This window comes from Fibrobacter sp. UWH6 (genome assembly GCF_900142465.1).
Classification (GTDB): domain Bacteria; phylum Fibrobacterota; class Fibrobacteria; order Fibrobacterales; family Fibrobacteraceae; genus Fibrobacter.
In genome coordinates this window covers 80,897-103,511 of sequence record NZ_FRAX01000010.1, presented here as the reverse complement: position 1 = coordinate 103,511, position 22,615 = coordinate 80,897, and the positions used below count along the sequence as shown (strand labels likewise).

Annotated in this window: 12 protein-coding genes; 7 read left to right on the top strand and 5 right to left on the bottom strand. The window is 51.1% G+C overall.

Annotated features, from left to right (window positions below; translation table 11 throughout):
- The first annotated feature begins 22 nt into the window (after window positions 1-22).
- Window positions 23-1,213, top strand: coding sequence for a fibrobacter succinogenes major paralogous domain-containing protein (locus tag BUB73_RS17285; protein WP_073285399.1), 1,191 nt, complete (start codon window positions 23-25; stop codon window positions 1,211-1,213).
- 212 nt (window positions 1,214-1,425) lie between these two features.
- On the opposite strand, the gene BUB73_RS09920 is transcribed toward BUB73_RS17285, so the two are convergent.
- Entirely contained in the window at window positions 1,426-2,481 is a 1,056-nt protein-coding gene (locus BUB73_RS09920) for a PD-(D/E)XK nuclease family transposase (RefSeq protein WP_073285397.1), read from the bottom strand.
- A gap of 303 nt (window positions 2,482-2,784) precedes the next feature.
- Here BUB73_RS09920 and BUB73_RS09915 point away from each other — a divergent pair, with 303 nt between their 5' ends.
- From BUB73_RS09915 to mnmA, 3 genes are all read left to right on the top strand, one after another.
- On the top strand, window positions 2,785-4,407 hold the full coding sequence (locus BUB73_RS09915; protein ID WP_073158779.1) for an acyl-CoA carboxylase subunit beta: 1,623 nt from the start codon (window positions 2,785-2,787) through the stop codon (window positions 4,405-4,407).
- 306 nt (window positions 4,408-4,713) lie between these two features.
- A complete protein-coding gene (sprA, locus tag BUB73_RS09910; RefSeq protein ID WP_254795020.1) occupies window positions 4,714-11,604 on the top strand; it encodes a T9SS outer membrane translocon Sov/SprA in 6,891 nt (2,296 codons plus the stop codon).
- 51 nt (window positions 11,605-11,655) lie between these two features.
- On the top strand, window positions 11,656-12,732 hold the full coding sequence (gene mnmA, locus BUB73_RS09905; protein ID WP_073285394.1) for a tRNA 2-thiouridine(34) synthase MnmA: 1,077 nt from the start codon (window positions 11,656-11,658) through the stop codon (window positions 12,730-12,732).
- 60 nt (window positions 12,733-12,792) lie between these two features.
- Here the strand turns inward: mnmA and BUB73_RS09900 are convergent, their stop codons facing one another.
- The 3 genes from BUB73_RS09900 to BUB73_RS09890 form a co-directional block, all read right to left on the bottom strand.
- Window positions 12,793-13,581, bottom strand: coding sequence for a tetratricopeptide repeat protein (locus tag BUB73_RS09900; protein ID WP_073158784.1), 789 nt, complete (start codon window positions 13,579-13,581; stop codon window positions 12,793-12,795).
- Window positions 13,582-13,602: 21 nt separating this feature from the next.
- Entirely contained in the window at window positions 13,603-15,426 is a 1,824-nt protein-coding gene (locus BUB73_RS09895; RefSeq protein WP_073285391.1) for a BatD family protein, read from the bottom strand.
- 73 nt (window positions 15,427-15,499) lie between these two features.
- A complete protein-coding gene (locus BUB73_RS09890) occupies window positions 15,500-16,573 on the bottom strand; it encodes a CofH family radical SAM protein (RefSeq protein ID WP_073234466.1) in 1,074 nt (357 codons plus the stop codon).
- Between the two features lie 137 nt (window positions 16,574-16,710).
- Between BUB73_RS09890 and BUB73_RS09885 the strand changes: the two genes are divergently transcribed.
- Entirely contained in the window at window positions 16,711-18,150 is a 1,440-nt protein-coding gene (locus tag BUB73_RS09885) for an esterase (protein ID WP_073285388.1), read from the top strand.
- A 78-nt stretch (window positions 18,151-18,228) separates the two neighbouring features.
- Here the strand turns inward: BUB73_RS09885 and BUB73_RS17280 are convergent, their stop codons facing one another.
- Window positions 18,229-19,860 (bottom strand): FISUMP domain-containing protein, encoded by a 1,632-nt coding sequence (locus tag BUB73_RS17280; RefSeq protein ID WP_175552204.1) that lies wholly within the window; start codon window positions 19,858-19,860, stop codon window positions 18,229-18,231.
- Window positions 19,861-20,086: 226 nt separating this feature from the next.
- Here BUB73_RS17280 and BUB73_RS09870 point away from each other — a divergent pair, with 226 nt between their 5' ends.
- Both BUB73_RS09870 and BUB73_RS09865 read left to right on the top strand, forming a co-directional pair.
- Window positions 20,087-21,484: an ATP-binding cassette domain-containing protein gene (locus tag BUB73_RS09870; protein WP_073158794.1), complete on the top strand. Its 1,398-nt coding sequence runs from the start codon at window positions 20,087-20,089 to the stop codon at window positions 21,482-21,484.
- Between the two features lies 1 nt (window position 21,485).
- Complete coding sequence (locus tag BUB73_RS09865) at window positions 21,486-22,610, top strand: Mrp/NBP35 family ATP-binding protein (protein ID WP_073285385.1); 1,125 nt, start codon at window positions 21,486-21,488, stop codon at window positions 22,608-22,610.
- Window positions 22,611-22,615 lie beyond the last annotated feature (5 nt).

Sequence of the window (22,615 nt, the reverse complement as noted above, 5' to 3'; positions counted from 1 at the left end):
CTTGTTCTCGGGGGTAGATTCGATGAACATAAATTTTTTTGAAATGGTTGCGGTTAAGGCCGGCTTTGTTGCCTTTGCTCTGGCCATGGGTCTTGTGGCCTGTGGCGATGATGGTTCTACAAATGGACCGTCTAATGGCCATAATGACTCGAGTGCTTCGTTCGTTGAGTCTGAAGATGATTTGCCTAACTGTACAGAAAGTAGGGATGGTTCTGTTAGCTTTGTTGACGGGACTAAGGAAGGCTTTGTTTGTAAGGACCGTAAGTGGCTTCATTACGATATGATTGTTGACGTTGATGAAAACTTGCCTGGCTGCACGGGGTCAAGAGAAGGCCTGACTGCCTACCTTTATGAAGAAAACCGCGAACTGAAATGTGTAGAAGGTGTCTGGGGGGCTGTTGGCGAAGCGGCTGGCTCGTCTTCTTCTGTCTTCCCGAGTTCTTCTTCAAGTGTCATCCCGGGCACCGCCCCGGAATCTGGCAGCTCCGTTGCATCGTCAAGTTCCGCGAAGTCCTCGTCGTCAGTTGCAAGTAGTTCCTCCGCAAAGAGTAGCAGCTCTGTTGCTGACAAGGCAAACTGTGCCTACTTGAATCCGAACATTGACTACGGCACCATGACCGACACTCGCGACGGCCAGGTGTACAAGACCGTCACCATCGGCACTCAGACCTGGATGGCTGAGAACCTGAACTACGACCCGGGCGATGTTTCCAGTATGGGTAGTTACGCATGGAGCGGCTGCTATGATAATAAAAGTGTAAACTGCACCAAGTACGGTCGCCTGTACACTTGGGAGGTCGCCATGAGTGACGCAAGCTGCGCTTATGGTAATAGTTGCAATCCTAGTGGCATAGTTCAAGGCGTTTGCCCAAGCGGCTGGCATTTGCCTAGCTACGATGAATGGAACACTCTGTTCACCTATGTGGGTGGGACTGGCATCGCCGGTCAGAAGCTGAAGGCCAACACCAGCCTTTGGACCACCTATAGTGGTGTGACTAATGACGATTCCTTTGGCTTCGCTGTTCTGCCGGCGGGCTACCGCGGCGACAATGGCTATTTCTACGACGAGGGCTACGGCGCGCGCTTCTGGAGTTCTACTGAGGACGATAGCGACGACGCGAGCCGTTGGAGCTTCCGCTACAACTACGACGGCGTGAACAGCTATTGGAGCAACAAGGGCAGCGCGTTCTCTGTTCGCTGTCTTCGGGACTAAAGCGATGGTGAGTACAGCAAAAGTAAGCTTGCTTACTTTTTTTGTCGAACCTGAGCGTAGGCGCTTCAGCGCCCTCTAACTAGACCGACGTAAGTCGGACTAGCGGTTGGCTAATGTAGGACAATCAAAGCGACAAAGGATTGCCCTTTTTACAAAAAAAACACCATTGCATTTTTTTGAATGGTGTTTTGATTGTTACTTTATCTGTGATTTTACTGTTGGAATAAGTTTTTCTGAATCTCCAGCACCCGATCAATCGAAACATCGTTGTCTTCTGCGATTTCATCCAGGGTGAGCTTGCCTCGCTTTAAAGCCTTGATGACCGCCTCGGTCCGAGCTTCGTCCTTACCTTCAGCACGGCCTTCAGCACGACCTTCAGCACGACCTTCTGCGTGTCCTTCGGCAAGTCCCTTTTCAAAGCCTTTTGCATGCCCTTCGTTGATGGCGTCGTCGATGCAACAGTCGATGTCGTACTGAGTAGTCATGGAAAAAGCCTGCCTTTCTAGAACTTCCTTGGGGGTTCTACGGATGCGCAACCGCTCGTAGGCGTCGCGGATGGCGCCCTGGGCGGTGCTGGGAATTTCGTCGCGGCTGCCACAGTTGTTGATGAAGTCCATCCATTCCCGCTCCCTTTCGGGAACGTCCTTGGCGGCTTCCAGCTTCGGCAACTTAATGAAAATATAGTTCAAAACATCGCTTACGGGCAAGGCGTCCTTGTTTCCCAGGTCGCTCTTGCGGTAGATTGCCCAGGTGTCGCGGTAGTCCTTGTTGCCGTCGGTGGCGTTCTCGCAGATCCAGATGCTGTATATCTTGGGCATGCGATAACGTTCTGCGAGGGAGAGTTCGCGGCGGCGCTTCTGAAGGGAAAGAAGTTCTTCGCGGTGGGCCTCGGCGGCCATGACGGCTCCGTACAGAACGACGCGATCCTTAAAGTGAGTGTGACCGTATCTCTGCATCTCTACGTCGATGTATTCGCCCTTCTTGGTCTTGGCGTGAACATCGACACCGACGATGTCGTCGCTGGGGTAGATGACCGCCAGGTCGCGGTTCATGTGCTCAACCTCTGTAATGGCATCCTCGTCGTTGCGGCGGAGGACTGCGTTCAGGAAGTCCATCAGGATTTCCTTGTCCTCGAAAAGCCTGACGAAGGCGGTGTTCTCCTTCGCGGAAAGGAAAGTGGATTGACGCAGCAGCTCCGGAATTTCCTGTTCCGGAAGGTCCTGGTTCAAAATGACGCCGAAGTCGGCGCGTGATCCCAATGCTATCATGGGATACCTCTTGAGAAAAAGTTTAACAATATGGTGCCGACCTCAATTTTTCGTTGAAATCGGGGGCCCTACGTTACACACTCAGGAAGCGCTTTCCCAGGTACCCTGCGGCGTCCTTCCTTCGGTCAAGTTGAAGGCGAAGTGCCGCGAGCAGCAAGCAGAGAGTTAATGGCCGCGCACGAATGCCGGATGAGAATAGGCTGAATATAGTAAAATACTCTAAAGATGGCGTTTTTTGTTGACCGCTTTTACAGCGTTTTTTATCTTTGTTTGCGAAAATTTTACACGAGGAGTTCTTACAATATGTGGAACGAAAAACATCTTAACAGACTGAATGAGTACCTGAGCCAGGCTCAGGCTGCTGGTGGCGCTGCCCGTATCGATAAGCAGCACCAGTCCGGCAAGTATACTGCTCGCGAACGCATGGAAATGCTGTTCGATGCAGGCACTTTCGTGGAAGTTGGCGCTCTCCGCAAGTCCAGCAACCGCGTTCTCAAGGAAAGCAAGGTCATCCTGGGTGATGGCGTCGTTACCGGTTACGGCAAGGTGAATGGCCGTCTGGTGTTCGCTTCTTCTCAGGACTTTACCGTTGGTGGTGGCGCTCTCGGTCAGTGCCATGCCGAAAAGATTTGCCGCGTCATGGACATGGCTGTTGAAGCCGGTTGCCCGTTCGTTGCTATGAACGACTCTGGTGGAGCTCGTATTGACGAAGGCGTGTTCTCCCTGGCTGGCTATAGCGCTATCATGGCTCGTAACGTTTGGGCTTCTGGTGTTATTCCCCAGATCGCCGTGATTATGGGCCCCTGTGCTGGTGGTGCCTGCTATTCTCCGGCTCTGTCTGACTTCATCTTCATGACTCAGTCCACTTCCCAGATGTTCCTCACTGGCCCCGCTGTGGTTAAGCAGGTCATGGGCGAAAACATCACCGCTGCCGAACTGGGTGGCGCTCCGGTGCATACCGCAAAGTCCGGTGTGGCTCACTTCATGTTCGAAGATGACGTAAAGACTTTGGAAGGCGTTCGCAAGCTCCTTTCTTACCTGCCTCAGGGCAACAAGTGCAAGCCTGTTCCTGCTGCAGAACAGCTGGAAGAAAAGGCTGACGAAAAGGGCATCAAGAAGCTCTTCAAGAAGTTCCTGAACAAGCAGGAAGCTACCTGCGAAACTGCAGAAGATAAGAGCGCAACTATCCAGGACATCGTTCCGGATAACTACAAGCAGGCTTACGACGTTAGCGCCGTGATTGCCGCTTTCGCTGACGCTGACAGCTTCTTCGAAGTCCAGAAGGACTGGGGCAAGAACGTTGTGATCGGTTTCGCTCGCCTGAACGGTGAAGTTATCGGTATCGTGGCTAACCAGCCCAAGGTTCTCGCTGGTTCTCTTGATGTTGACGGCTCCTCCAAGGCTGGCCGCTTCGTTCGCTTCTGCGACGCTTTCAACATTCCTCTGCTGGCTCTCGTAGACGTTCCGGGTTACATGCCTGGTAGCAAGCAGGAATACTCTGGCATTATCCGCCACGGTGCAAAGCTCCTGTACGCCTTTGCCGAAGCAACCGTTCCTAAGGTTACCCTCATTCTCCGTAAGGCCTTCGGTGGTGCTTACATCGCCATGAACTCCAAGGACGTGGGTGCAGACTATGTCTTCGCTCTGCCTATTGCTCAGGTGGCTGTGATGGGTGCAGAAGGTGCTGTTGAAATCATCAACAAGAAGGAAATCACTGCTGCTCCGGATCCGGTTGCCGCACGTGCCGCTTGCATCGCCAAGTACGAAGACGAATTGATGAACCCCTACGTTGCCGCTGCCATGGGCGTGGTTGACGAAGTCATCAAGCCGGAAGACGTACGTAAGCGCCTTGTGGGTGCCTTCGACGCTCTGAAGACTAAGGATCAGAAGCGTTTGTGGAAGAAGCACGCTAATATTCCGCTGTAAGTGAAATAAGGCCGATAAAGATCGGTCCTTGATGCTCACTGTTTTTAAAAGGTTCCTGGTTAATGACCGGGAACTTTTTTTTGTATAAACTAATCTGCTGTTTTGAGGCTGTTTCGGCGGATTATGCGGTTTAGGGGCTCTTGTTGTAAAGTTTGCGGCTTCTACTGCGAAAAAAAATGCTAATTTCCCAAAAAATTTCGGTGCTTTGTCCATAAAAGTAATGGTCTCCGCAGGGCGGAATTCAGTATTTTTTTGGTAGGGTGGCCGAGGGGTTGCTTACAAGGATTTTTTCGCGGCTTATTGTTTGTGTCTATTTCTGATTTGAAATACTGGTTTTATGCTTTAGGTGTTGCTCTGACGGCGGGTTTTGCCTGGTCTCAGAGTGATTCCATGTCTGTTGTTTCTGCGGCGGATGCCGAGGTTGGCGAGGTTGATCCTGCAGAAACCGAGTGGCAGCCTACCATGCAGTATATGGAGTTGCCCCCGTCCGTGACACCTTTGAGCGGTATGACGCCTTTTGGCGGAATCGGTTCTTCTCCCCGTTTGATGAATACCATGAAGGGGCAGGTGTTCACCCACGATGTGGATGTGGCAACCCGTGAAATGGACATTTCCGAGAAGCATGTGAATGCCGCTTCCCGAGATACCACCGTGCTCTGGTCGGCACATTATCCGGAATTGACGGATTACGTGAACGACATGTATTTGGCAGGCCGTAAGAATTTATGGTTGAACGGTCTGGTGGGGCAAGCTAACGAAGGGTACGAGACTCCGGAGACGGGTTCCGTTTTCGACATTACGGTCCCGGTGACTATGCCGGCCTGGATGCGCGATTTTGGTCTGGATAAGCCTAAGCTGATGCTTCAGGGTACCATGGATATCCGACTGAAGGGATACGGTGAAAAGGATGATGCCGAAGGTAGTACTTATACCAGCCTCTGGCCCAGCCCCACGCTGAACTATACTCCCAACTTTATGGTGAAGGGCAAGATCGGCCCTTACATTACCGTCGAAATCAATAACGTTGAAGAAGGCCTTGGTACCAAGAACCAGGTGCGCGTGGTGTACGAAGAATCCTATAAGGATGAATTCGAGGACTACATCTTGCAGCGTGTGGAAGCGGGTACCACGAACCTGGCCCTGACCGGTACGGAACTGACGGGTTATTCGGAAAACCATCAGGGCCTCTTTGGTATCAAGGCGGACTGGAAGCTGGGCGACTGGCGCCTGACTACCATTGCATCCCAGGATGGTGGTGAACAGGAAGAATATACCTTGAAGGCTAGCGAGTCTACGTCTGAATTCCAGATTCTGGATAAGCAGTTCATTGCCTACCGTTATTATTTCTTGAACCATGGTGCCAGGAAGGCTTACGTTAAGAACGCCATTCATGGTAAGACTACGTCTGACTATCCTGCCGCAAAGAACTTGCAGCTCTATAAGCGCGGAAACATCACCACTTTCAGCAATTCTACAAAGGATGTAATCGATAATGTAACGGCGGTCTATAGGACTCCCGATGGCAAGGTTATCGAGAAGAAGGTGGACCGCCTGATCGCCCTGGACCCCAAGACGGACTTTACCTACGATAGCAAGACCGGTATCTTGAAGGTTAACGGTGTCAGCCGCAATACCTTGATTGCCGCAAGCTGGAGCGACGATAGTTCTGGCCGTGGAAATACGTCTGACGTCAAGAACGGATCCAAGGTAATCTTGGTGCAGTGGGATGCGGCTCTGCCGGAACTGACGGACATCGACAAGTTGATGCTCCGTAACGTGTACTCTGTGGGTATTTCTGACGCCAGTGCCTCCAGCTATGTGCTGCGCATGAAGAATAAGTCTGGCATTGCCGGCAACTATCTTAAGACCCTGGGCCTTGTGGATGATAAGACCGGAAGCCCTCTGGTTAACGACGCAACCATCTTCAAGAAGAATGAATCCGGTACCTACACCGGTGAAATGTGGCTTCCCTGTAAGACCACTTCTGATACGACGGTAAAGTCTGAATCCAGATTGATGGATAACTGTCTTGAACCTCTCCGCTGGGTGGACTCCTCGGCGGCTATGGCCCAGATGTATTCCTTGCCGGTCTACAACCTTTCCCGCTACACCAGCAAGTTCTATTTCGAAACTGTGGGCAAGCGCCGCAGTTCAACGCTTAGCGTTCGTGATCCCAGCTCCAGCTATTCTGTGAATGGTAGTTCCTGTATGGATATTTCTCCGGGCTCCGAAAAGGTGACCGCAGGTTCTACGACTCTTATCCGTGGTACCGACTACGAGGTAAACTACGAACTGGGGCAGATTGAACTTTTGAGTGAACGCGCTCTTGACCCGAATAAGGAAATCAAGGTCAGCTACGAATGCGAACCGCTCTTTGAAATCGACAACAAGCTGTTGCTGGGTGCCCGTGCTGAACTGCCTTTGGACTTGTATGGCCTGGGTGCAGGATCTGTTTTGGGTATTACCGCCCTGTACAAGAGTCAGAGCACCACGGCTGAAGTGCCGACCTTGGGTAACGAACCTTACTCCAGCGTATTGCTGGGTATGAACCTGCGCTTGCAGGATACCGTAAACGCCTTGACTGAACTGGTGGACGCCATTCCGGGAATCAATGCTACTGCTCCGTCTTCCTGGCGCTTTGAAGCTGAAATTGCCGCAAGCCATCATAATGCAAATACTAGCGAGAACCAGTCTGCCTTGGTGGAAGACTTTGAAGCCACCACCTCTGGCTTGACTTACCCGCTGTCTAGGCTTTCCTGGTATCAGGCTTCTCCTCCTGGTGGTACGGACCGCTCCATCTTTACATACATCCCGGAGCTGGATTACAGACATCAGGGTGAATTCATCTGGCATAGCAACAATACGGAACTGTACAAGAACATCTACCCGGCTGTGGGTAATTCCGATGTGGACAATCAGCACTTGACCGTGCTGAAGATGACGCTTCGCCCCAATGACAACCTGATGGGAAATTCCTGGGGTGGTGTCATGCGCCCCAACAGCGCCTACTATCAGGATATGAGTGACCTGAAGTATGTCGAAGTGGTGGCTCGTGGTAACGTGGGATCTATTTACCTGGACCTTGGTCTTGTTAGCGAAGACTTGTCTATTAACGGTGATCGTCCTAACGAAAAGTATGATGGTGAAAATGACCTGGGTACGACTACGGCCCTGCACGACAAGGGTCTGGACAACGCTACTGGCGCCGATGAAGTCCGCTATGTGTGGAAGTGCAGTAATGCCGGCTGTGAATCCAGGGAAGTGAAGGCGGATGCCGGTTCTACGGATATCGCTCGCGATGATTACGATGATGACCTGGAAGATCTTAGCGATCCTCCGGTAAACATTAACGGTACCGAAAACAACTCCGGTGAACGCAGCTACGATACCGAAGACATTAACAAGAACGGCGCCCTGGATACGGACATTAGCTTTGTTCGTTATCGTATCGACCTTTCTGATACGCTGAAGGCTCATTTCGAGGAATTGAAGAACGGCTGGCGCAAGTGGCGCATCCCGCTGAACCAGTATGATACCATCGTGTCTTCTACAGGTAGCGATTATCTGTCGATCTTGTCGGGCGCTCAGTATTCTCGACTCTGGATGGGTTCCTTGAACAAGGGTGTGGCCGAAGCCAAGGTCCAGATTGTTCATCTTGCCGTTGTGGGTAATGCCTGGGAAGAAACAACCGTTGCCGACCTGTATCGCACTTCGACTAACGAAAATTCCCAGATTGTAGAAATCAATGGCGTTGAAACTCAGGTGAGCGAAGTGACCTCTGCAAGGGATACCACCTACATCAAGGTTTCTACAATCAATAACCGCGAAAACTCCGACAAGTATTCCAAGTCTCCCAATACGGCGACGGAACGTGATTCCGATACAAACGCTCCCTTGAAGGAAACGGCACTTGTCCTGGATTACCATAATATGCAGCCGGGTCAGGAAGTGGGCGTGACCCGCATCTTCGAGACGGACAAGAAGGACTTCTCCAGCTATAAGTCGGTGAAGATGGAAATCCATTATGCCGCGAAGGACAATACGGGTGACGTCCGATTTGCCATTCAGTTCGGTGAAGGCTCGCTGGAAGGTTCAAGCGATTACTACGAATGGAGCTTCAAGCCGGTTAAGCTGGAATGTAGCTCTACCGTATGCCACGATGACAACTGGCTCGACAACGCCTTCTCTATGAATGTGGCTGATTTCTCTGACTTGAAGCGTGGCCGTACTCCGCCGTTTGTAACCGCTGTCGAAAAGAAGCTGAAGCCGAAGAGTGGCGAAAGAGACCGCGAAGAAAAAATCCGCCTGGTGGGTAATCCGTCTATTACCAGCATTGACTGGATGCGCTTTGTGATTATTGCGGATTCCAGCAGCGACGCCTCTAGTTTTGAAGGTACCTTCTGGGTAGACGACTTGCGCCTTTCCGATATGGATACGGATTGGGGTTATGCAGGCCGTGTTGGCGGTCAGGTGAACTTCTCTGACTTCATCTCCCTTTCTGGAACGGTCCGTTATCAGGATGGAAACTTTGCTACCCTTTCTACTTCTAATGGCTCTCCTAAGCCCAAGGTTTCTGAAGCCGCTTCTCAGCTGGATGTGGCCAGTGACTTTACCATGAATTTGAACAAGTTCCTGGATGATAGCGCCGGCTTCCATATTCCGCTTTCTTTGGGATACCATAGCACTACGAAGCGCCCCTACATGAAGCCTACTGATGACATGATGCTGAACCACAGCAGCTTTGTCGAAATGACAGGCGATATGTTCCAGCAGCAGCTCGAAGTGGATCCCAGTGATGAACAGCAGCTTCGTGACGAAGGTGAATCAAAGGGCTACCAGTCTTACGTTCGCGAAAAGACCATCGGTATCAGCTACCGCAAGGACTACAAGGCTCACGAATCCAAGTTCGGTGAAGTGATGTCCCAGATTTTCCTGGACCGCCCTGCGTTCAGTTATTCCTATACTGAATCTGAAGGCCGTTCCACAACCAGTGCCGACTCCACTTATTCGTACCATACGATTCTTGAATATAAGTTGGGTACGTTTAGCCTCTTTAAGTTTAAGCCGATGGAAGGCCTGTCTGACATCTCCTGGCTCAAGGAACTTTCCAAGACTGAATTTGAACCTTGGCCGCAGACTTTCGACTTGACCCTGTTCGACTTGAACTATGTGCGTTATGTGAACCAGGCTCGTGATCCGGATTATGTGGATCCCCAGGTAGACAAGGTGGTTACCTATACCACGGAATTGAACCACAAGCTGAACATGCGCTGGAATATTTTCTCGTTCTTGACTACCAGCTATTCCTTGAACATCAAGCGTGATATGTATGGTGGTGGCGACCGTGAAGCCTTTGTAAAGAAGAACTTCTTTACTTCAAGAGACGGCGGCCTCTTTGCCAGCGATTATGTCTTTGATTTCGATCATACTGATCGCAAGGTCTACATTTCTTCTGATAGTGTGCTTGTCATTCCTTACGACACCATTCCTAGACCGAAGCTTTCTGCCGATGGCGATACCTTGGGTGAGGACTGGGTGGTCGATATGCAGAATCCCGACTCCTATGAAATCCTGTATGATAGCACCCGCTTCTACAAGGTGGATAGTGTGGGCCACAGGGAATATGGCCGTTCCTATGGTATTCTTCGTAACGAACGTGCTCGTAGTCAGCAGTTTAGAATCGGCTTTAACCCCAGGCTGATTCCCTTCATTCCGTTTACCACGAATTTCACCTCTGACTTTAGCCAGCAGAAAACGATTCCCGATGATTTCTCCTTTAGGGATGAAACCATGATCGAAAAGAACTACTGGACTATTTCTCAGACCAACCGATTCGAATTTTCTCCCACCTTCAGGATTTTGGATTTGGCTCAGAGCTTTGGCAAGGAAAATGCCGTGGCCAGCGCCCTGGAAAAGATCAAGTGGCGTGAAATTCGTTTCAACTGGACTGCAAGCACAAACACCGTGGGTGAAAACTTCACCTTGTCTCAGCTTTATGAAGATCAGGGTGTGACTCCGCTGCAGTATTATCTGTACGGTCTCGGTCTTGGCAATGGCTATAGGAACCGCGGACTCTACAATATCGTAACTGGCGACATGGGACTTGACCATCGCGATGATTTCCGCAGGTTTGCCCAGTATCGTAACCATGAAGTGGATACTCTGGTTTATCAGGGGAACTTTAGACATGCCGTTTCCCGCCAGTTCCAGGTGGGTACGGGAATTACCTTGCCGATTTGGGATATCGGTGTGACGGGCGATTTGCAGTGGAAGGAAGATTTCTCCCAGTCTCGTGAATACCCGCTGTATATCGATACCACCACGTTGTGGCCGAAGATTGGTGTCGGTGTGACTGTTCCCAACTTCGCCCAGAGAGTTTCGTTCCTGAATGATTTCAAGAGTGTTTCTACATCTCATCGTTTCGACTACTCCTACACAACGACGGTTCATCCGTTCCAGAGTGCAGAAGATTCCTGGAGTCAGACGCTTAACTTCAATCCGCTGGTCAAGATTACCTTCTTGCTCCAGAACAATATGCGTATCGAAAATGCGGTCCGCATGAAGATTGAGAGCACGGATCGTCGCCCCAAGGAAGAAGTGGTCAGCTGTACCAGCTGGGCTCCTGAAAATCAGGATTGCAGTGGTGGGAGCTCTCGCGATACGACGGACTATTTCTGGGAAACGCCCTGGATTCATACGGCCCTGTATAACGACTTCGCCTTCAATATTGGTGATGACTTTACCGTTACCTATCCTCTTAAGCTAGACAAGGTTCTTAAGATCTGGAAGTGGTTCTACAAGTTCAAGAATTCTATCGACTTGAAGTTCACCGCAGGTTACGACTACAAGAAGACTATTCGTAAGGAATACGTTCCCAACGAAGGTTATGACATGTGGGCTCCCGAAAGCGGTACTTCTGATGGTGTCTTTAGACAGTGGTCTTATGTGGCTCCCACGACAGGAACTGAAGAGACTCTGACGGTGTATAATCCGAAGCTTCATCTGGAAGAACGTAGGGTTCCCTCAAGAACACACGAATGGTTCCTGCGTCCTGCAGCCAGCTATCAGTTCAATAAGATGGCCTCTATGAGTTCTTACGTCGAGTACCGCCAGATTCATGAAAAGCTGGATGACGAAACTCCTCACCTGCGTCAGATTCTGCAGTTTGAAATTGCGCTGATGCTGCGATTCAATTAAAAAATATGAGGCGCCTCTTCGGGGGCGCACATTGTTTTAAAGGATGTAATTATGGCAAAGCAAAGAGTAGCTGTTGGAATGAGCGGAGGTGTGGATTCCTCGGTGGCGGCGCTTTTGTTGCAGGAACAGGGGTACGAAGTTTTTGGTGTGACCTTGCGAGTGTTGCCTCCCTTGGCCGAGGCTTCTCGCGCCTATGATCCCGAAAAAGATGAGAGCGTTTTGAAGGCTCGCTCCGTGGCTGATAGATTGGGAATTGAACATCATGTGGCTGTTTGTGATGACGCCTTTACGGAACGTGTGTTAAAACGTTGCCACAATGATTTTTCTAGGGCCCGTACGCCAAACCCCTGCTGCTATTGCAATCGTTACATCAAGTTTGGCTGGATGATGGATTTCGCCCTGGAACATGGTGCTGATTTTTTGGCGACCGGTCATTATGTCCAGATGAAGGACGTTGACGGAGCCCGCAGACTTTTTAAGGGACTTGACGTAGGTAAGGACCAAAGCTATTTCCTTTTCGGTGTTCCCGACGAGTCGCGTGCCCGTGTGCTTACTCCTCTCGGAGGTTTTGTTAAGTCCCAGGTTCGTGAAATTGCCTCCCAACATGGTTTCGTAAATGCCAGTGCCAGCGATAGCCAGGATATCTGCTTTGATATTTATGGCGAGGACTATACAAACTTCTTGACGGGCCGTTATGGCCAAATGACCCGTGGCGGGAACTTTGTTACGGAAGAGGGCAAGGTGCTTCGCAAACATGACGGTTTCCATCGTTATACGGTCGGTCAGCGTAAAGGGCTTGGAGTCGCTTTGGGCGTGCCTGCCTTTGTGCGGAACGTGAATCCGGAAACAGGGAACATTGTGGTGACTGCCGACAAGGCTGCCGTAAGTGCCGACATGGTGCAGATTGAAAACTGCGTGTGGCATGGAGGGGCGGTAAAGCCCGGTGATGTATTCCGCTGCGAGGGCATGGTGCGTTATAGGCAACGTCCTGTGTCTTGCGAGGTAAGCATCCTTGAAGACGGGAAAGCTATCGCTCGCTTTATGGAACCGCTATTTGCCGTGACTCCGGGGCAGTGTGCCGTATTCTATGATGGCGACATGGTCGTCGGTGGCGGCTGGATCGTATAACTAAAAAACGCGGGAGATGCCCCGCGTTTTCTGTTTAGATATTTTTTGTGAATCGAATGCCTAGCGGACGATACCTATTTCGCTACGCTTTACAAACCCCTTGACCTTTTCGCCGAGGCGGATTTCTACGAAACGGCCTTGTTCCGAAAGAACTTCGAAGGAGGTTCCTTCAGAAAGGGTATTCAAGGTTTGGGCCTTGTCGTTAGGTGCGCTGGTGACGTCGGCATCGGCTGCGGTAACGACTCCGGTAATTTCGGTTTCGGCAACAATGATCTTGTAGCCAGCGCTTGCTCCGATGATGCTGAAAATGGCGGTGAGCACGAAAATGAACCCGATAAAGATATTCTTGGTCTTTTCGCTGGTGGAAACCTTGCGGACGATGGCTGCCAGCATAATGAGCCAGAAAATACCTAACAGGGCGAACATCTGAGCTTTCAGGGAAAGGGCATGGTGGGCCTTGAAGAGACCTGCCAACAGCGGGTTCTCTTCGTCGTCTTCATCAACCTTGTCCTTGGTCATAGCCTGGGCATAGGCCAGATTGTGCTGGACGTCGGCATCGTTGGGACGTAGGCGTAGGGCGCTTTTAAAGTAATAGATGGCATAACCCAACTTTGCGCTACGGAAATAGGCGTTTCCCAGATTGTACAACAAGTCGGCGTCCTGGATGCCTTGTTCTTCGTAGCTGTCGTTGCAGGTGCGCCATTCGTCGATGGCTCGTTCGAAATCGCCTTCGTTGTAGGCTTTTGTTCCGGCCTCGATGCCGGCGCAGGCGGTAGGTGCTGCACTAGCTATTCCCAGACTTGCGATACAGAGGGCTGCTAAAAACCAGACTTTAAAAATATTCTTCATTTTATAAAACCTCTTTTGGCCTTACTTCAGCCCGTTCAGACTTTCGCAAAGTTTTTCCACGTCCGCGAGCATTTTCTTCTGTTCTTCGGCGGAGGGACTGACCGGGGCGAAACGTGCGAAGGCGCATTTTTCAAGCCAACTGTCAATGGCGGAAATGGTTTCGGCAGAGACGCCGCGGCTTTCCAGTTCCTGCTTCATCTGGGGACGGGTCATGCCCCTGAATTCTGCGTTGGTCAAGTCGCTAAGGTAATCTACCAGACCGTTTTCTAGAGCGGCGTAGAGAGCCTTGGCGTCGCCCTTTTGCAGTGCGGCATTGGCGTTGGCAAAGCGGGCCTTCAGCTGCTTGCTAGCCTTGCCCTTGCGAACCAGGGCCTGGTTGCTGCTGAGTTTGCGCTTACGCTTGATGGCCAAGGTGACAATGAAGTAGAAGGGAAGGGCCGTTGCAAAGAGAATCCAGTAGAGGACGTTCTTGTAAGGGGCTTGACTCGAAGCGGTACCGCTAATTTTATGAATGAAACGGATGTCGCTGCCCAGTGCCTCGATCTCTTTCTTCTGAACTGGGGCGGGACCGTTCGATACGTTGGCTACAGGTGCCTGGAACATGGCTTCTGCAGAAGCGTCGCCCTTTTCTACTTCGATATTCCAGGGGCCAGCCACTGCGGTTTCGTATTTCTTCTTGCTTGGATTGAACCAGCTGTACTTGATTTCGGGGATGGTGAATTCGCCCTTCTTCTTGGGGTAAAGGAAGACTTTTATGCTCTTGCTGGTGACCACCTTGTTTCCGACGATTTTCTTGGAGATGTCATTTTCGGGAGGCACCGAGCGGAAATCGCTAAAGTCGGGAAGCTTGGGATCGGTAATGGATCCGGGAAGGCCGTCACCCTTGATGTTGATGGACAGGGTCATGGCTTCGCCCACCTTGAGGTTGGTGCGGTCAAAGTCTGCGCTAAAGCTGTAGTTGCCTACCATACCGCTAAAGTTTTCGGGCTTGCCTTCGGTGGGGAGGGGCTTAACGGTTATGTTGACGGTGGGGGAGGTGGCTTCGGCCTCGATCGATTCCTGCTTGACGCTTCTGCTCGAGAAGGACATGCCGCCCATCTGTTTCTTTTCTTCGACGACCTTGGGTTCACCCAGCTTGGTGTATTTGAACTTGAATGCCGGAATTTGCAAGTTGCCGCTCTTGGTGGGGCTGAGCCATGCAAACTTGGCGCTGGCCTGAAGTTCTCGGCGGGCGTTTTCAACCGGTTCGAATTTCATGTTGGCGAGATCACTGCGGTGGACGATAAAGTCGTTACCGGTGCTCATGTCGGTGGCCTGCAGGTTCCCCTGGAAATGTTCGTAGGTGTGGAAACCCAACGTAACAGAGAACTGTTCGCCTTCGTAAACGGATTTCTTGCTGGGGGTCAGGCTAACGGCAAGGGCATCGTCGGTAAAGGCCCGCTGAATGTTGACTGGAATATCGCCTGTGATGCCATGTTTCTGGCCATCGATGTTCATGAAGATGCCACCGGCGCTGATCCGTCCGGTTTTCTTTGGGGCCTTCAAGGTAAAGGTGTAGACGCGTGCCTTGTAGCTGCGGGCTCGGCCGCCACCGCCAAAGAAGGATTCAAAGGGGTCCATTTCTGGACGCATGACCTGGTCGGCACTGTCCAACTTTACAAGGTTGAATCCATTCTGGGCTTCAAAATGCAGGTCGCTTCGGTTGTCGGGCAAATCCTGCAGGGGGAACACAAGCTGAATTCCAAAAGTGTTGCCAGCCTCAATACGGTCCCTGTCAAATTGGAGGGACGGGCGGGCAAAAGCCATGGCTGTAAGGGCCATACATGCTAGCGTCAATTTTTTCATGGCCTAAAAATACCAAATTTTAGGTTGCGAGATGTATAAAACGGCTGGATTTCGTGAACAGAAAACGAAGATATCAGTCGAAATTCAGACTGCGGCGGTAAGGAGTGAATCCTGCCTTACGGATAAAGTCTTCTGCGGCTTCGATGCTGGTCAATCCGTGGTTGGTAAGGACGTTTTCTTCGATGACAATGCTGTTGATGTCGTCGGCACCGGCGTGCAGTCCCAATTCACCCAGCGAAAGTCCCATCCCCAGCAAAGAAACTTCGATATGGGGGATGTTATCCAGGTAGAGGCGGCTGAGGGCCAGAAGCTTTAGGTATTCGTCTCCGCGAACATGGCGGATGGGGAACTTGTCTGTCTGGGGTTGGAAAGTCCATACGACGAAACTGTTAAATCCGGCGACGTTTGCGGTGACTGCCTGGTCCTGGGTCTTTCGGACGTACTCCAGGTGCTCGATAATCTCTTCGGGGGTTTCGACACTGCCGAATACGATATTGGCGCTGCCGGGGAGACCCTTCTTGTGGCAGGCTGCCAGAACGTCGCACCATTCCTGTGCTTGCAGTTTCTTGGGGCTGAGCATTTGACGCATGCGGTCGCTGAGAATTTCTGCGCCTGCACCCGGAACAGAACTAAGACCTGCATCCTTAAGAATGTCCAGCAGACTTTCGAGAGGCATGTTGTTGAACTCGGCCATGCGCTTGAGTTCTACGGGCGAAAATCCGCGGACTCGTACTCCCATTTCCTGGGTCAGCATTTTCAGTACGTCGGTGTAATAGGACAGGGGGATTTCCTTGTTGACTCCGCCCTGCAAAAAGATGTGGTCGGCGCCCTTGGCCTTGGCCTCGATGGTCTTCTGACGGATTTCGTCGAGAGTCAATACATAGGCTTCGGGGCTCTTGTAGGGCCTGCAAAAACTGCAGAAACTGCAGGTCACTTCGCATACGTTGGTGTAGTTCACGATGCGGAATGCGGTGTAGCCCACACGGTTGCCGGGAAGGCGTTTTTGACGTACCGTGTTGGCGGCTTCTACCACCTGTGTCCAGGGTGTTTCTGTCAGGAGTTCCAGCCCTTCCGCAGGGGTCAGGCGGAAATCATTATTTGTCGGGTTTTCTGCCCCTAGAATCGCTTTTTGCAGGATCTTATTCATTGTCCCCTAAAATAGAAAAGTCTATGCCGGTTGTGTATGGATATATCGTCCACGGAAATCCACTTTGTTCATAAGCCGTTTATCGTAAATAAGGGTAAATTTACCTTGTGGTTTTTATCAAAAAAAGGAAAAATGAGATGAAAAACAGGAATGTTCTGGCTTTGGGTTTGGCCACAGCGCTGTCTGTATCTTCGGCAAATGCCTTTGTTTTGACAGGTTCCGTTCATGATGCCAAGGGAAAGGCGGTGAAGGGGGCTGAACTATCTTTGATCGGCACAGAGTATTCTGCTGTTTCGGACGGGGTGGGCTCCTTTACCATTCGCGATACGCCGATTAATACTACGGCGATTAAGCCTGTTGTGAATCCTGGCTTCGTAAGAGTCGATAACGGAATACTTTCTTATTCTCAGGCTGCATCGGCTCCTGTGCAGGTACAGGTTTTTGATGCCATGGGTTTTAGAGTTGTGAATCAGGAATTGAACGGCTCGGGTTCCGTTGATATGCGTAGCTTTGTAAAGAGCGAAGGAACGTACTATGCCCGAGTGAAGATGGGGAACGCCTTGCAAGGTGTGAAGTTTACGGCCCGAGGTTCCTATGGTTCATCTTATGGAGTGGCTCCTGTAAATACCCTGAAAAAGGAAGGGGAGGGGGGAACTCTACAGGTTACCGCAGACGGTTTTGATACACTTAAAGTAGCTCTCGCGAATCTCGATACCAACTTGGATCTGACCCTGGAAAAGGCCGTGGGTGCAGAGGAAGTTTATGACTTTGGATGGGCCAAGGGGAACGCACCCGTGCCTACTCGTGGTTGTGGCAAAACCTGGAGCCGCGTAAAGTCGGGCAGCTATGAATTCCAGTGGAGCAAGGGCAAGCGTACCATCAGAATCGATATCCCTGACAACTACGATAATACCAAACCTTATCGCCTTGTTTTCGGTATGCACTGCATGGGTGGTTGGGCTGGTGGCGTCCAGCAAGAAGGCTACTATGGCATGAAACCTCTGGACACCGAAAAGACTACCATCTTTGTGGCTCCCGAAGGAAACGGCAATCAGGCTCCCTGGGCACAAGATGACTACACTCTGTTTGATGAACTTCTGGCAGATCTTCAGGGAAATCTCTGCATTGACTCTTCCCGCGTATTCTCTGCAGGATTTAGCTATGGTTCCATGTTTACTAATGGGCTTTCCCGTAATCACCAGCATGTGCTTCGTGGTGTAGCAGCTTACGAAACGGCTGAAATCAACATCTATGTTCCGCCTCATTCCGGCAAGTCCATCGCCTGGATGGGTGTGCTTGGCCTGCAGGACGACCTGTGCCGTCCGGACCTTGGTCGTGCAGCCCGTAATACAGCCTTAAAGCACAATGGACCTAACTTTACGGATGCTAGTGGCGAACAGGCCGAAGAATACAAGGGCTCTGGTCCTCATCTCTGCTATGACTACAAGACTGTGGATGAACGCTTCCCGGTAAAGTGGTGTACTCAGAACGGCGGGCACATCTGGGATCATAAGGATCCGGGATCGACAAAATCCTGGGTTCCCGAAACAACTTGGGAATTCTTCACCCAGTTCTAGAAAAGGTCTAAAAAAGCCTAATAAAAAACGCCCTGGCTGTGATGTGCCAGAGCGTTTTTTGTTTCTATGATAGAATGGTTAGTCCTTGACGCAGCGAACGGAGTAGCCCCATTCATACTTTTCTTCGTATTCGGTATTGAGACTGGTGTTGTCGTAATAGCCGATGTTTCTGCGAATTGCAGAGTCAGAAGATTCAGTAGCGCTCCAGAAGTCTGCGACCCAATCAACGTTGTCGAAGTAATCGGAACGGTCGATGAGGTCGGTTTTCCAGTTTCCTGCCAGCATGGCGGAGAAGCCTAAATCATCAGTGCCGCCGTATGTCTTTGCAAGGAGAGCCTTGCCGATATAGCTGTTCTTCTTGCTGACGACGTAAGCGAGAGAGTCCCATTCGGAATTTGTGGGGAGATGCCAGCCAATGGGGCATGCACCCTGGTGTTTTTTGGAGATTCTTGCGCTGCTTCTGTTGTAGCTTTCAGAAACGTCGGCTGCTGCGGCCCATGAATACAGTCTTCCGTAGATATCGCAGTTGGCTTCCTGGTTCTTATAGCACCAGCTCTTGCTGGCGGTACCGGCGTAGTTCAGGTTTTCAGCCATCCAGGTCTGATTGCCGATGACAACGCACTTGTACCACTGTCCATCGCGGGTGTCCTGGAACTGACAGTAGTCAATGTCGGGGTTCAGATTGGCCCAAGTCTTCTTGGTGATTTCGACAGTGTCACAGCAGTTGCAGTCTTTGCCGTCCTTGCCATCGACGCCGTCGCGGCCGTCCTTACCATCGATACCATCCTTGCCGTCAACGCCATCGCGGCCGTCCTTACCATCGATGCCATCCTTGCCGTCAACGCCATCGCGGCCATCCTTACCATCGATGCCATCCTTGCCGTCAACGCCATCGCGGCCATCCTTACCATCGATACCATCCTTGCCGTCAACGCCATCGCGGCCATCCTTACCATCGATGCCATCCTTGCCGTCAACGCCATCGCGGCCATCCTTGCCATCGATGCCATCCTTGCCGTCAACGCCATCGCGGCCGTCCTTACCATCGATACCGTCCTTGCCGTCAACACCATCGCGGCCGTCCTTTCCATCGACGCCGTTTAGACCGTGGAGCAGGACTCCGACGGAATCACCACCGCAGAGGATTTTATAGCCGGAGTTGTCTGCAAGAATTGCAACAGTGCAGGATGTTCCATCCTTACCGTCAACGCCGTCCTTGCCGTCGACGCCGTCTTTACCATCGACACCGTCCTTGCCGTCTTTACCGACAATTGCTGCGACGGAAGTGTCCAATGCGCTGTTTCCTCCAATGACCAGAGTGCCAATGGTGGCATTACCGCAGAACACTACGTTGTTGTTGCCGTTTCCGGAAATGGTACATGTATTTCCGACGGAGGTTGCTTGCTTCTGTTCCGACCACAGTCCTCCTGTGCACTGGAAGTAGGCTTCTTCGTCAATGACGTAGGTGGCGTCTCCCTCGTTGCTTGTGTTGCAGGGGCCCAGTCCATAAATGGACTGAACCATTGCACGCAACGAAGGTGCAGTGGTAGAAACGCTGGCTGATCCAGATACTTCAATAGATCCGGAGATTTCTGCAGAAACAGTTTCGCTAGTTGCTCCAGTTTCTGATGTTACGGCTTCTGTACCTGCTTCAAGACAGCCTCCCAGCAGGAATGCCGAACATGCAACGAATGCTACTGACTTTTTCATAAAAACCTCCGCAAAAGCGAATTAAAATTTCCCAATTAATAAAATACGCTTGCCTTGAAAATAGAGGAGAAAAAAGTGCGAAACGGATGTTTTGTCTTGGAATAAAAAATCAGGTGCTGTCTGATTTAAATCACGCTTAATCTTGTTTTTGTGCGACGGCCGTCACACTTCGTGTTTGCTAGAGCCGTTTCGGCCGATTTATCCATTAAATACTATCTTTGGCCTCATGGAATTCAAACGTTTTGAAGCCTTGATAGAGAAGTTCCCGCAGGTGCAGATTTTTAGTACCGAAGGTGCTGATCTTGACCGGGTCATTACTCATTTTTTGAGTCAGCGAGAAAAGGTTTCCACTATGTCGGAAACTATTCAGCGAAAGATTCAACAGGCTCTTGCCCCGTTCTTTCAGCAGCGCTTTATTAGCCTCCATGATGATGAGGCTCTGTTGGTGCGTAATCTGCTTTTGAACAAGAAGTTCTTCTTGCAGACGGATCGCTATATCGAGGACATGGCCTGGCCAGAAACGGATCCCGAAAAACTTGATGAAGCGTTAAAAATTGCGGACCTTGCAGAAGGTATTCTGGATAGAAAGCTTCTGAGCCTTTCTAACGGGGAACTGCGTCGAGTCTTGCTGGCTCGCATGTGGATGGAAAATCCGGAGTGGATTTACTTCAACGATCTGTTTGGCGGGCTGGATCCTGAGTATCGCGCCCATCTGGCAGGCTGTGTGGCAGAACTTGCCCGTAGTCGCGGCACCGGCTTGAAAATCGCTGTCCGTCTTGCTCGAGAAGACGAACTGCTCCCGGAAATTCCCGCCTTTGTTTATGCCGACAAGACTTTTGTGCAGTACGAGGGTGAATTGCCCAAGGAAGCGGCGAAGCCCAAGTATACCAAGGCAGAACTGAAAGATTATGAAATCGTGGAATTGAGGTCCGAAGCTTCAGACTCCAAGTCCGAGGATGCTGAAATTCTCTTCGACTTGAAAAATATCAATGTCCGCTTTGGTGAAACCGATGTCCTGAAGAATTTGAACTGGACTGTTCGCAAGGGTGAACACTGGGCCGTGATGGGCGAGAATGGTGCCGGCAAGAGTACGTTGCTGGGCATGCTTACTGCGGACCATCCCCAGATTTACAATAATGACATTACACTGTTGGGGGAACGCCCGGGCCATGGTCTCAACATTTGGGACCACAAGGCCAAACTGGGATTTTTCTCTCCTGAACTGGCCTTGCAGTACCGTGAAGATTTGACGCTCCTGGAGGTGCTCTGCACCGGCTTTACCCCTAACCTTTGTCGCGCCGCCAATCCCACTTGGGAAGAAAAGGCGAAAGCTCGTGAATGGTTGACTTATCTGGGATTTGAAGACGTGAACCAGAATATCCGTTCCCTGTCGCCCATCGACAAGCGTCTGGTGCTCATGGCTCGTGCCGCAATTCGCCCTCCCGAGGTTCTTCTGTTAGATGAACCTTCCCAGGGGTTGAAGGGTGAATATCGCGAAAAGCTGTTCCATCTGTTGCAGCTCCTGTCCACAGAAACCACTCTTATTTTGGTTAGCCATTACGAAGAAGAATGGCCTCCTTGCATGACTCACTTGTTGCGCATGCCGAAATTCTCGCTAGGTTAATATGACTCTAAACGAAAAGACCATTTTGAAGGCGCTTAGCGCCGTGCAGGATCCGGACCTTCACAAGAATATTGTGGAACTGGATTTCGTGCAGAATCTTAAGATTGAAGGCGATAAGGTTAGCTTTGATCTTCGCTTGACAACTCCCACTTGTCCTATCCGTGATCAGTTCAAGGATCAGTGCATTGCCATCGTGAAGTCTCTTGGCGCAAGCGAAGTGAATGTGACCTTTACCGCGAAGGAAGGTGGCTCTGCCGGTAATTCCGCTGCCCAGGCTCCTAAGGATTCCCATATTGGCGAAGTGGCCCATGTGGTGGCCGTGGCTAGTGGCAAGGGCGGTGTGGGTAAGTCTACGGTGACTGCTAACCTGGCCATGGCCTTGAGCCTTTCCGGTGCCCGTGTGGGTATTCTTGATGCTGACATTTACGGCCCTAGCATGGGTCTTATGTTCGGTATCGACAAGGCTCCCGAAGTTTTTGACGACAACACCATCGCCCCTGTTGAAGCAAAGGGCGGCGTAAGCATTGTGTCTATGTGTATGTTCGCTGATTCCGATAAGGCTACCATTTGGCGTGGACCTATGGTAAGTCAGATGATTCAGCATTTTATTCACCATGTGCGCTGGGGTAAGTTGGATTACCTGCTGGTGGACTTTCCTCCGGGAACAGGCGATATCCAGCTGACCTTGACCCAGAACTGCCCCATGTCTGGTGCGGTCGTGGTGACTACTCCCCAGGAAGTGGCCCTGGCTGACTGCCGCAAGGGTATCGCCATGTTCGATAATGTTGGCGTTCCTGTGGTCGGCGTTGTAGAAAATATGAGTTACTTTATTTGCGACCAGTGCAATAAGCCTCACTACATCTTCCGCCAGGGTGGTGGTGAATCCATCGCTAAGAAGTGGGGTGTCCCCCTGATCGGGAAGGTGCCTCTGGAACCGGCCGTTGCCGATTGTGGCGATGGGGGAACTCCTGCCGTGTTGAGTAACCCTAATTCGGAATCGGCAAAGGTCTTTATGCAGGTGGCCGATGCCATGGTCCGTACGATTTCTGTATTTGACCATGAAGATGAGGGAACTCTTAAGTCCTATAACTACGAATTTGACCAGCTGCCGGTAGAGATGGTCTAAGGAGT